An 11,362-nucleotide genomic window follows, 5' to 3' on the forward strand; every position below is an offset into this window, starting at 1 on the left:
GCCGTAAACCCGTCCTTGGGGGCTTGGCCGCGGCATCCATGCCGCGGACACTCCCGCAACCGGACCCACCCCGCCTTCGACAGGTTCCTGCGATCTGTCGGAAGGGCATCCCGCTCTGGTAGGTGTCGACCTTGGTCGACACGCTTTTTCCCCAAGGGTCAGAAGGGGTTCATCACCACGCACTGAATGCGCGGCCTGGACGGGTAGACTGTGGCTCCTGCTCACGTGAAGACCGGTTGCCCGATGTCCGCCAAACTCCGCTGGTTGCCCCTGTTGTGCCTGGCCCTGGCGGGCTGCAGCCAGCTGGAGAATCCGGGCAATGTGACTGCCGCCGACAAGGCCGCGCGGGCGCCGGCCAGCGATGGCGAGAACATGGTGTCGATCAATGCGGCTGACGCACCGCCGCCGCCGGCACCGCCGCGCAGCCGGGAGGACCGGCCGTGGCCGCAGGCGCAGCTGGAGAATGGGCGCGCCTGGATCAGTTGCAGCACCGAGTACGCCGGCGAGGCTGGCGACGGTGTCGAGCTGGAAGGCCTGCAGCGCGAGCAGATCACCCAGGCCCTGGCCCCGTGCGCCGAGCGTGGCCTGATGCGCGTGCGCTACGCCGGCAAGATCAATCCGGGCTTCGCCGAGATGATGTGGCGTCTGGCGGTGGTGGCCGACCAGCAGAAGATCCACAAGCGCATCCTTGACCTGGATTCCAGTGGCGGGCAGGTGGAGTCGGCGATCGTCGCCGGTGACAGCATCGGTGAATCGGGCTGGACCATCTGGGTGCGCGAAGGCTCGATCTGCCACAGCGCCTGCGTGTTCGTGCTGGCCGCCGGCGACAACCGCCTGCTGTCGGGCAAGGTCGGCATCCACCGCATGATGCGCATCAGCTCCAAGGCCACCTCGCGCGCCGAGCTCAACCGCGAGCTGCACGAGGTCTACGACAACGTGAAGGACTACCTGCAGCGCAACGGCGTGGCGGTCGGTGTGGCCGATCTGATGATGACCGTGCCCAACCGCAGCCTGCGCCTGCTGACCCCGGACGAACTGCGCCAGTACGGCCTGGATGGCACCAATGCGGTGCAGGACGATCTGGAACGGATCAAGCAGATGCGTGCCTGCGGCGACGATTTCGTGCAGCGCAAGGACGCCTTCCTGGTCGCCTTCGACCAGCAGTGCAAGCGCGAAGGCGCCGACATGGAGTCGATCAACAGTTGTGGCCAGGCGTTGAAGCAGCGCTTCGGCTTCCCGGACGCGGTCTGTCCCGACGAAAGCCCGCTGTCGGAGATCGATGTGGCGACGCTGCCACCAGCGCCGCCGGAGCCCCCGCCGGTGGCCGAACAGGCGCCAGGGAACGCCGCCGCGCCCGCCGCGCAGGCTGATGCGGCAGCGGTGGAGGGCGACGCCCCGGCACGCTGACAGCATAGTCACCGCGCTGGCGTAGACTGCGGTTCTCTCCAGAAAACTGGCGGTGTCCATGAAGCGCGTGCTCCTGCTGCTGTCCCTGCTGCCCCTGACTGCGTTGGCGCAGGCACCTGCGCCGGCCACGCCTGCACCGGCTCCGGCACGCCCGGCCCCGGCATCGCCGGCGGCTGCGAAGCCCGCCACTGCCGGTGCCCCGGCGTTGACCGCTGCGCAGCAGGCCCAGGTGCAGAAGCAGGACGCGGAAATGGGCGCGGCTGCGTTGAAGGCGGCGCAGTTGGTCGATGCCAACCGCGCCGGCGAATTGTGGGATGGCGCTTCGGCCGTCGCGCGCCGTGCGGTGCCGAAAGCCACCTTCGTCAGCCAGTTGGCCGCCGAGCGCACGCGCCTGGGTGCGCTGGCCGGGCGTGGCCAGCCGACCATCACCCGGGTCAAGTACAGCCCCGGCGCCGCAGTGCCGGAAGGGCTGTACATCAACGTCAGCTTCCCGACCCGTTTCGCCAACAGCGCACAGCCGGTGCGCGAGCTGGTCTCGTTCCGCTTCGACGAAGACCAGGTCTGGCGCCTGGCCGGTTACAGCCTGCGCGCGTCGGCACCCTGAGGAGATGAACGATGGCAACTGAGCTGACAATGCTGGCCTGGTCGGTGCTGCTGGGCTTTGTCTACATCTTCGCCACCTCCACCGTGGTCACCCGCGAGCGCGGGATGAAGTGGAATGCCTCGGCACGCGATGGCGATGCAAAGCCGCTCAGCGCGCTGGCCGGCCGCCTGCAGCGTGCGCAGGCCAACTTCCTGGAAACGTTCCCGTTCTTCGCCGCTGCCGCCATCGCGGTGGTCGTGGCCGGGCGCAGCAACGACACCACGGCGCTGGCTGCGCAGGCCTACGTCTGGGCGCGTGTGGTCTACCTGCCGCTGTATGCCGCAGGCGTGCCCTACGTGCGCAGCCTGGTCTGGCTCGTATCGCTGCTGTCGATCCTGGCGCTGGTGTTCGCACTGCTGTAGCCGGGCCTGATCCAGATCAAGGCCAGTCATGCGCGCGGCGCTATGCTGGCCCGGAATGAATCAACGGCAGGAGGCGCGCATGCGCAGGATGGACGTGGTGGTGGTCGGCGCCGGACCGGCGGGCCTGTGCTTCGCGCGTGCGCTGGCCGGCAGTGGCCTGCAGGTCGGGCTGGTCGAAGTGCAGCCGCGCCAGGCCCTGGCCGACGCCGCCTTTGATGGCCGCGAGATCGCGCTGACCCATGCCTCGCGGCAGAGCATGGAGCAACTGGGGCTGTGGCAGCGCCTGCCGCAGGCCGAAGTCGCCGAGCTGCGCGATGCCAGGGTGATGAACGGCGGCTCGCCGTTCGCGTTGACCTTCGCCAGCAGTCAGGCTGATGGCCAGCCGCTGGGCTGGCTGGTGCCCAACCACCTGATCCGCCGTGCTGCATGGGATGCCGTGCAGGGCCAGGATGGGCTGGAGCTGTTCGACGGGCGCAAGGTGCTGGGCGTGCAGGCCGATGCGCAGGGCCACGTGGTCAGACTCGATGACGGCAGTCAACTGCGCGCGCGCCTGCTGGTCGCGGCTGACAGCCGCTTCTCCGCCACCCGCCGCATGCTTGGCATCGGTGCGCAGATGCGCGACTTCGGCAAGTCGATGCTGGTGTGCCGCATGCAGGTCGAGCGCGACCATCGCCACACTGCCTGGGAATGGTTCGGCTACGGCCGCACGATGGCGCTGCTGCCGCTCAACGAGGGCCAGGCATCGGCGGTGATCACGCTGCCGCCGCGGCAGATCGAAGAACTGCTGGCGATGGACGAGGTGGCTTTCGGTGAGGCCATCAGTGCCTGCTTCGAGCATCGGCTGGGCCGCATGCAGCCGGTGGCCACACCGCAGGCGTATCCGCTGGTGGGGGTGTACGCGCACCGTTTCGTCGGCGAGCGTTCCGCGCTGATAGGCGATGCCGCGGTGGGCATGCACCCGGTCACCGCGCACGGCTTCAATCTGGGACTGGCCAGCGCACAGCGGCTGGCACAGGGCATCGTCGCGCAGCAGCGGCGCGGTGCCGACATTGCCGCCGCCGGCATGCTGGCCAGCTACCAGCGCGGTCATCGGTTGGCGTCGCGGCCGCTGTACGAGGCCACCAACGCGATCGCCAGCCTGTACACCGACGATCGTCGCCCGGCACGCCTGCTGCGGGTCGCGGGCCTGCGCCTGGCGCAGGGCGTGGCGCCGTTCAGGCAGCTGATCGCCTCGCACCTGACCCAGCGCGTGGCCTGAACACCCTCGGATCAGCCAGCGGCCAGCACGCGGATCTGGCTGTCGGCGAACTCGACCACCTGGCCTGCGCGGATTTTGCAGGCCTTGCGCAGTTCGACTTCGCCGTCGACCCGCACCTGGCCCTCGCTGATGACCATCTTGGCCTCGCCGCCGCTGGTGACCAGGTCGGCCAGCTTCAACAGCTGCTTGAGTTCGACGTAGTCGCCGTCGAGGTCGAATTCGAGAATCTGCATGGAGCGAGGGGTCCTGGAAAGAGGGCGCAGGCCAGCGGCCGGGCCGGGGAGAGGGCGCGTATTGTGCGCCAGCACGGGGCACGACGGCACGCGCATGGAAAGCTGTACGCCTCGTTCAGGATCAATGCGGTATCATTCCGCTCTGAGCGAGTGAAATCTCCTCCGACCGAGCAGCGCCAGGGCACGCGATAAGAAGGGCGCCCAAAGCGCGGACCATCACCCTTTTTATCGCACTGCCAGGAAGACGGCAGTGCCTTCGGAGTTCCCCATGTCCAAAGATTCCCAAGCGCCGCTGCAGTTCGCGCAGCTCGGCCTGTCCGAGCCCGTGATGCAGGCGGTCACCGCCATCGGCTACGAAACCCCGTCGCCGATCCAGGCCGCCACCATCCCGGCGATGCTGGAAGGCCGCGACGTGCTGGGCCAGGCCCAAACTGGTACCGGCAAGACCGCTGCGTTCGCACTGCCGGTACTGTCCAACATCGACCTGCAGCAGATCAAGCCCCAGGCCCTGATCCTGGCGCCGACCCGCGAGCTGGCCATCCAGGTTGCCGAGGCATTCCAGTCCTATTCGTCGAAGATCCCGGGCTTCCGCGTGCTGCCGGTGTACGGCGGCCAGCCGTACGGCCAGCAGCTGTCGGCCCTGCGCCGTGGCGTGCACATCGTGGTCGGTACTCCCGGCCGCGTGATCGATCACCTGGACCGCAGCACCCTGGACCTGTCCGAGCTGAAGACCCTGGTGCTGGACGAAGCCGATGAAATGCTGCGCATGGGCTTCATCGACGATGTCGAAGCGGTGCTGAAGAAGCTGCCGGAGCAGCGCCAGGTGGCCCTGTTCTCGGCCACCATGCCGCCGCAGATCCGCCGCATCGCGCAGACCTACCTGCAGGACCCGGTGGAAGTGACCATCGCGGCCAAGACCACCACCTCGGCCAACATCCGCCAGCGCTACTGGTGGGTGAGCGGCATGCACAAGCTGGACGCGCTGACCCGCATCCTGGAAGTCGAGCCGTTCGACGCGATGATCATCTTCGCGCGCACCAAGGCCGGCACCGAAGAACTGGCCAGCAAGCTGCAGGCGCGTGGCCTGGCCGCTGCCGCCATCAACGGTGACATGCAGCAGGCCCAGCGCGAGCGCACCATTGCCATGCTGAAGGAAGGCAAGCTGGACATCCTGGTCGCCACCGACGTGGCCGCCCGCGGCCTGGACGTGGAGCGCATCAGCCACGTGCTGAACTACGACATCCCGTACGACACCGAGAGCTACGTGCACCGCATCGGCCGTACCGGCCGTGCCGGCCGCAGCGGCGAGGCGATCCTGTTCGCCACCCCGCGCGAGAAGGGCATGCTGCGCCAGATCGAGCGCGCCACCCGCCAGCCGATCGAAGAGATGCAGCTGCCGAGCGTGGAAGCGGTCAACGACACCCGCATCAACAAGTTCACCTCGCGCATCACCGAAACGCTCGGCGCCGGCGGCCTGGACTTCTACCGCCAGCTGCTGGAGCGCTTCGAGAACGAGCAGAACGTGCCGGCCATCGAGATCGCCGCCGCGCTGGCCCGGATGCTGCAGGGCGATACCCCGTTCCTGCTGCAGCCGCCGGTGCGTGCCCCGCGTGAAGAGCGCGCGCCGCGCGAGCGCTTCGACCGTGGTGACCGCCCGGAGCGTGGCGATCGCTTCGACCGCAACGAGCGGGGTCCGCGCTTCGAGCGTGGCCCGCGTCGCGACGACGCCGAAGGTGGTTTCGAGCCGCGTCCGCGCCGCGAGGTTCCGCCGCGTGGTGCGCCGGAGCAGGGCATGGAGACCTACCGCATTTCGGTCGGCCACCAGCACGGCGTGAAGCCGGCCAACATCGTCGGCGCCATCGCCAACGAAGCCGGCCTGGAAAGCCGTTTCATCGGCCGCATCGACATCCACGACGACTTCTCGCTGCTGGACCTGCCGGCACAGATGCCGCCGGACGTGCTGTCGCACCTGCAGAAGGTGTGGGTGTCCGGCCAGCAGCTGCAGATGCGACCGCTGGCGGCCGGTGAAGAGATCAACCCGGCCCCGCGTCCGTTCAAGCCGCGCTTCGACAAGCGTGGTCCGGGCGGCCCCGGTGGCCCGCGTCGTGGTGGTCCGGGTGGTCCGGGTGGTCCGGGTGGCCATGGGGGCGACCGCGGCGGTGACCGCGACAGCCGCCCGCCACGTCGTGATGGCTTCAAGCCGCGCGGCCCGCGCAGCTTCTAAGCCGCACCCACAGCCGTCCAGAGCAACGCCGACCCCCGGGCCGGCATACAGGAAAAGGGGACGGAGGGGATTAAGTCGTTTTCGGCATAAGCGCATGGCCTGCCATATACGACTTAATCCCCTCCGTCCCCTTTTTCGCATGGTCAACACATTGCCGGTCATAGGCTGGTCCGGTTCCAAAGGAGGTTGTCACCGCAGCACATTCGGGGGGATCCGGGATGGGTAGGAGTGGCACGGACCAACAGAGCCGGCGGGTGCCGATGACCCGGGGGCTGGGACTGCGATTTGCGTTGTTGACCGGCATGGCGATCGGACTGGTCGCACTGTCGGCGTTGATCCAGGAACTGCAGGCGGCCTCCACCGCCTGGATCGCCGGCCAGGGATACTGGTCGCGCGGTCAGCAGGATGCGACCGCCGCGCTCAGTCGCTACCTGGCGCGCGGTGATGCCCAGGACCTGGACGATGCACGCCAGGCCCTGCAGGTGCCGTTGGGCGATCTGCAGGCGCGCTTGGCGCTGGAACAGGCGGAGCCTGACGAAGAGAAGGCCCGGCAGGGCTTCCTGCAGGGGGGCAACGCGCACGCCGACATTCCGCGCCTGGTGTTTTCGTTCCGCTACGCGCGCGATATCGGTGCCTTCCGCGAAGCGACCGCGTTATGGCGGCAGACCGACGGGGACCTGATGGCGCTGCAGCGCCTGGTCGATGAGTTGCAGCGGCGGCACGAGGGTGGCCCCTTACTGACAGCCACACGAGACCAGTACCTGCAGCAACTGCGTGATCTCGACCGCCGGATGAAGGTGCAGAGCCAGGCGTTCTCGCAGGCGCTGCTGCGGATGGCGACGCTGGTGAGGCTGGCCACGTTGATGGTCGCGGGCCTGTCGGTGCTGGCGATCAGCCTGATGGCGGTGGCCCTGGCGCGCCGCGTCGGCAAGGACCTGACCGAACACGAGAGCCGCTTCCGCGCAGCGTTCTACCAGGCCAACGTCGGCATGCTCAAGCTCGATACCGAAGGCAAGGTGATCGAGGCCAACCAGGCGATGGCCGACATCCTCGATCATCGCCGCGACGTGCTGCTGCAGCTGTCGCTGGCTGACCTGCTGATGGACGGCGAGCTGGTCATTGACGGGGTGGGGCGCATCGATTGGGACCGCCAGCTGCGCCCGAGCGAGCTGCGCTTCCGCCGTCGTGATGGCAGCCTGGTCTGGGGCCGCTGGAGCGGCACCGGTGTGCGCAGCGCCGGCGGCGCCCTGTCGGTGTTCGCGATCATCGAAGACGTCAGCCAGAACCATGCACTGGCGCGCGAGATCGAGCACCACGCCAGCCATGACCCGCTGACCGGCCTGATCAACCGGCGCGAGATCGAACGCCTGCTCGAACGCGCGCTGCTGCAGGTGCGCAGCGAAGGTGGTACGCACGCGCTGTGCTACATCAACCTGGACCATTTCAAGCTGGTCAATGACAGCTTCGGCCATGCCGCCGGCGACCAGATGCTGCGCAGCTTCGCCGATTACCTGGTGGCGGCGGTGCGCGATGGTGACTGGGTGGGCCGGCTGGGTGCGGACGAGTTCGCGGTGTTCCTCGCCCATGCCGGGCAGGACGAGGCCAAGCGCGTGCTGCAGCGGGTGATCCGCAATCTGGGGCAGGCGACGTTCCCGGTGAGCGAGGGCAGCCCGCAGTTGAGCTGCAGCATCGGCGTGGTCGAGGTCAGCGCCGATGCACCGGATGTGAACTGGTTGATGAGCGCCGCCGACAGTGCCTGCTATGCGGCCAAGCAGGCCGGGCGCAACCGCGTGCACTGCTTCAACGAGAACCGCATGGCGTTGGAGGAACGGCGCCGGGAAGCCGAGCGGCTGCAGGGCGTCAGCCTGGCCATGGCCGAGAACCGCATGGTGCTGTATGCGCAGCGCATCGCCCGCGTCGGCGATCCCACCTACCTGCACTACGAGGTGCTGGTACGCATGCGCGGCAGCGATGGCAGCCTGCACCTGCCGGGCCAGTTCATGCCGGCGGTGGAGCGCTATGGCATGGCCGTGGCGCTGGACCGGCACGTGCTCGGCCTGCTGTTCCGGCACCTGCAGGTGTGCCCGGCGCATGTGCGGCAGCTGGGACTGTGCAACGTCAACGTGTCGGCGCAGTCGATCGCCGAACCCGGCTTTCTCGCCTTCGTCTGCGACCTGCTGGAGCGCAATCGCGCGCTGGCCTCCAAGCTGTGCTTCGAGATCACCGAGACCGCAGCGATCAGCAACCTCAGCCAGGCGCGCGCGTTCATCGATGCGGTGAAGGCGCGCGGCTGCCGGATGGCGCTGGACGATTTTGGCTCCGGGCTGTCCTCGTTCGGCTACCTGCGCCAGCTGCCGGCCGACATCCTGAAGATCGACGGGGCCTTCGTGCGCGACATGGATACCGATCCGGTCAGCCACGCCACCGTGCGCGCGATCAGTGAACTGGGGCGCGAGCTGCAGATGGAGGTGGTGGCCGAATGGGTAGAGACCGCCGAAGTCGCCGCCGCGCTGACCCGGCTAGGGGTGCAGGGCCTGCAGGGCTATGCGGTCGAGCGACCGCAGCCACTGGAACGGATGACCCTGGCCGACCTGCGGCCGGTGCGCCTGGTGGCGGTGCAGGGCCCGCCTGCCGCAGGTTGAACGCCGTCGGCGACTTTGGTCTACACATGCGTTGCAGCCGCGGCTGCGATAATGCCTGCCAGGGGCGACGCGCAGTGGGCGCGGGCGTAAGCAGGAACAGGACGTGGCGTGGGCGGCAGGCAGTGGCAGTACGGAACAGGGGCGGTGCTGGTCGTACTGCTGGTGTGGTTGGCGACGCCGTGGCCACTGTGGGCCGCTGCCGTCGAAGCCGGCCGCGATTACCTGCTGGTCGGCGCAGCCACCGATGAACCCACTCCACATCGCGCATGCACGCCGGACATGCTGGCCGGTCACCGGCAGCAGGTGCAGGTGCCTGCGCCGCCAGGCGGCTGGTCGGGGCAACCGCAGGCCCTGGACGTGTTCAATGTGTTCGCTGGCGAAGTCCGCGTGCAGTATGGCGATCGCGAGATCTGCGGCAACATGCACGATGCCCGTACCCGAGACTCACGCTTCCGCGCAGGCATCGGGCTGGTGGCAGTGCCGCCAGCGGGCAGTCACGATCCATTCCTGGTGTCGTGGCAGACGCCGTTGAAGGCGCGTTGGGTACCCACCCTTCGGCTGGGCGCGCCCAGTCCCGTGCAGCAGAACGATACCGCCCGCCTGCTGGTGCGCGCGGCCTGCATCGCCGTGGCGATCGCACTGGCGTTGTCGGCACTGATGGCCTTCCTCACCACCCGCGACCGCAGTTTCCTGGTCTACATCGCCGGTACCACCGTGCTGGTGCTTTGGCAGGCCATCCTCGGTGGCCTCAGCGGCTATCCGGAACCCTGGTTGCCGGTGGGCGAGCGCGGTGCCTGGTGGCTGCTGGTGTTGACTGCGGCCACGCAGGCCTTGGTGCTGCCGGCGCTGTGGCGGCTGAATGGCGGTGATCGCCTGTTGCCGCGTTCGCGTCCGTTCCAGCTGGTGGCGCTTTGGGGATTGCTGGTGTTGGCTGCACTGGTGCCCTGGCTGCCATGGGACAGCCTGGCCTGGGTGGCGCAGGGCCTGCAGGTGTCCTATCTGCTGGGCTGTGGCCTGGCGTTGATGGCCGGGGTGTGGGCACGGCTGCGCGGTGACCGCTGGGCGCAGGCGGGGCTGGCGGCGCTGGCGCCGATGCTGGTGTTGATTCTGGCCGACGCCTGCCGCGCGGCGTGGTTGCTGGAATACCGCGTGGAGGCCCTGCAGCTGGCGGTGACCTGGCTGCTGATGATGGCCGCCTACGCACTGAACCAGCGGCTGGGTCGCCTGCGCCAGCAGCGCGATGAACTGCGCCAGCTGGCCGAGACTGATGGCCTGACTGGCCTGCCCAACCGCCGTGCCGGCCTGCAGCAGTTGGCCCGCCACCTGGAGCGGGTTGACCGCGAGCGTGGCCCGCTGGTGATCGGCTTCCTCGATATCGACCTGTTCAAGGACATCAATGACCGCCATGGCCACGCCGTGGGTGACCTGGTGCTGGTGGCGGTGGCGCGTGCATTGCGTGCCGCGGTACGCAGCCAGGACCAGGTAGTGCGGATGGGCGGCGAAGAGTTCCTGCTGCTGATGCCGGGCATGCCCCGCGAGGCGGCGTCGGCGCGCCTGGATCGCCTGCGCCAACGCATCACGGAGGCGGCCCGGGCGCTGCAGGTGCCCGGCCTGGAGGTCACCGCCAGCATCGGCCTGGCGCAGTGGCGGCCGGGCGAGGACGATCTCGCCGCGCTGCTGCGCCGGGCCGACCATGCCATGTACGTGGCCAAGCGTGCCGGCCGCAACCGGGTGTTCGACGGCGAAGAACTCGATCCACCCGGCCTGGCATGAAGCGCGGCGGGCGGCGATGCCGGATAATAGGGCGATGACCACCCGACTCAACAAACACATCGCCGACACCGGCTTCTGCTCCCGCCGCGAGGCCGATCGCCTGATCGCCGCCCGCCGGGTCACCGTCAACGGCCATCCGGCCGGCACCGGCGCGGTGGTGGGCGAGGAAGACCAGGTGCTGGTGGACGGCCAGCCGCTGCGCGCGCGCGTGGCCCGCAAGCCCGGCGCCCGCCGCCACGTCTACATCGCGCTGAACAAGCCGGTCGGCGTCACCTGCACGACCGAGACGTCGGTCAAGGGCAACATCGTCGACTTCGTCGGGCATGAACAGCGCATCTTCCCGATCGGCCGCCTCGACAAGGAGTCCGAAGGCCTGATCCTGATGACCAGCAACGGCGACATCGTCAATCAGATCCTGCGGGCCGAGAACGGCCACCAGAAGGAATACCTGGTGGCGGTGAACAAGCCGGTCACCGATGAGTTCCTGCGCGGCATGGCGCGTGGTGTTCGCATCCACGACCAGATGACGCTGCCATGCAAGACTTCGCGCATCGCCAAGTTCGGTTTCCGCATCACCCTGCAGCAGGGCTTGAACCGGCAGATCCGCCTGATGGCCGCCGAGTTCGGCTATCGCGTGACCCAGCTGCGCCGCGTGCGCATCGACAACATCAAGATTGGTGCGCTGAAGCCGGGCCAGTGGCGCAACCTGACCGAGCAGGAGCTGCAGGGCCTGCTGCCGAAGCAGCTGGACTGGTAGTGCCGGCCGCTGGCCGGCTGCAATGGGCGCGCGATGTATCCGGGATGCCGGCCAACGGCCGGC

At 68.5% G+C, this 11,362-nt stretch carries 9 protein-coding genes; 8 read left to right on the forward strand and 1 reads right to left on the reverse strand.

The window, feature by feature from the left end; translation table 11 throughout:
- The first annotated feature begins 243 nt into the window (after positions 1-243).
- The 4 genes from ABGA94_RS06985 (at position 244) to ubiM (ending at position 3,670) form a co-directional block, all read left to right on the forward strand.
- A complete protein-coding gene (locus ABGA94_RS06985) occupies positions 244-1,407 on the forward strand; it encodes a hypothetical protein (RefSeq protein ID WP_375366804.1) in 1,164 nt (387 codons plus the stop codon).
- A gap of 58 nt (positions 1,408-1,465) precedes the next feature.
- Positions 1,466-2,011: a DUF4019 domain-containing protein gene (locus ABGA94_RS06990; protein WP_005415810.1), complete on the forward strand. Its 546-nt coding sequence runs from the start codon at positions 1,466-1,468 to the stop codon at positions 2,009-2,011.
- Positions 2,012-2,022: 11 nt separating this feature from the next.
- Positions 2,023-2,412, forward strand: a complete 390-nt coding sequence (locus tag ABGA94_RS06995; RefSeq protein WP_095379034.1) for an MAPEG family protein — start codon at positions 2,023-2,025, stop codon at positions 2,410-2,412.
- 79 nt (positions 2,413-2,491) lie between these two features.
- The gene (ubiM, locus tag ABGA94_RS07000; RefSeq protein WP_375366806.1) at positions 2,492-3,670 is read left to right on the forward strand and encodes a 5-demethoxyubiquinol-8 5-hydroxylase UbiM; all 1,179 of its coding nucleotides are present in this window, start codon (positions 2,492-2,494) and stop codon (positions 3,668-3,670) included.
- 11 nt (positions 3,671-3,681) lie between these two features.
- Here ubiM and ABGA94_RS07005 read toward each other — a convergent pair whose 3' ends face one another.
- A complete protein-coding gene (locus tag ABGA94_RS07005; RefSeq protein WP_014036469.1) occupies positions 3,682-3,903 on the reverse strand; it encodes an RNA-binding S4 domain-containing protein in 222 nt (73 codons plus the stop codon).
- A 268-nt stretch (positions 3,904-4,171) separates the two neighbouring features.
- Here ABGA94_RS07005 and ABGA94_RS07010 point away from each other — a divergent pair, with 268 nt between their 5' ends.
- From ABGA94_RS07010 to ABGA94_RS07025, 4 genes are all read left to right on the forward strand, one after another.
- The gene (locus ABGA94_RS07010; protein WP_375366810.1) at positions 4,172-6,127 is read left to right on the forward strand and encodes a DEAD/DEAH box helicase; all 1,956 of its coding nucleotides are present in this window, start codon (positions 4,172-4,174) and stop codon (positions 6,125-6,127) included.
- Between the two features lie 218 nt (positions 6,128-6,345).
- Complete coding sequence (locus ABGA94_RS07015; RefSeq protein ID WP_375366812.1) at positions 6,346-8,769, forward strand: putative bifunctional diguanylate cyclase/phosphodiesterase; 2,424 nt, start codon at positions 6,346-6,348, stop codon at positions 8,767-8,769.
- Positions 8,770-8,877: 108 nt separating this feature from the next.
- Positions 8,878-10,542 carry a diguanylate cyclase gene (locus ABGA94_RS07020; protein ID WP_188248388.1) on the forward strand — a complete coding sequence of 555 codons (1,665 nt, stop codon included), beginning with the start codon at positions 8,878-8,880 and terminating at the stop codon, positions 10,540-10,542.
- A 34-nt stretch (positions 10,543-10,576) separates the two neighbouring features.
- Entirely contained in the window at positions 10,577-11,299 is a 723-nt protein-coding gene (locus ABGA94_RS07025) for a pseudouridine synthase (RefSeq protein WP_005408708.1), read from the forward strand.
- Positions 11,300-11,362 lie beyond the last annotated feature (63 nt).

The sequence above is a fragment of the Stenotrophomonas sp. 3diitr2024 genome (genome assembly GCF_042136455.1).
In the GTDB taxonomy this organism is placed as follows: domain Bacteria; phylum Pseudomonadota; class Gammaproteobacteria; order Xanthomonadales; family Xanthomonadaceae; genus Stenotrophomonas; species Stenotrophomonas sepilia.

Bases quoted from the DNA above. Each gene is read 5' to 3' on its own strand.
- ABGA94_RS07005 (WP_014036469.1), bottom strand. From the start codon at position 3,903: ATGCAGATTCTCGAATTCGACCTCGACGGCGACTACGTCGAACTCAAG.
- ABGA94_RS06985 (WP_375366804.1), top strand. From the start codon at position 244: ATGTCCGCCAAACTCCGCTGGTTGCCCCTGTTGTGCCTGGCCCTGGCG.
- ABGA94_RS07025 (WP_005408708.1), top strand. From the start codon at position 10,577: ATGACCACCCGACTCAACAAACACATCGCCGACACCGGCTTCTGCTCC.
- ABGA94_RS06990 (WP_005415810.1), top strand. From the start codon at position 1,466: ATGAAGCGCGTGCTCCTGCTGCTGTCCCTGCTGCCCCTGACTGCGTTG.
- ABGA94_RS07015 (WP_375366812.1), top strand. From the start codon at position 6,346: ATGGGTAGGAGTGGCACGGACCAACAGAGCCGGCGGGTGCCGATGACC.
- ABGA94_RS07010 (WP_375366810.1), top strand. From the start codon at position 4,172: ATGTCCAAAGATTCCCAAGCGCCGCTGCAGTTCGCGCAGCTCGGCCTG.
- ubiM (WP_375366806.1), top strand. From the start codon at position 2,492: ATGCGCAGGATGGACGTGGTGGTGGTCGGCGCCGGACCGGCGGGCCTG.
- ABGA94_RS06995 (WP_095379034.1), top strand. From the start codon at position 2,023: ATGGCAACTGAGCTGACAATGCTGGCCTGGTCGGTGCTGCTGGGCTTT.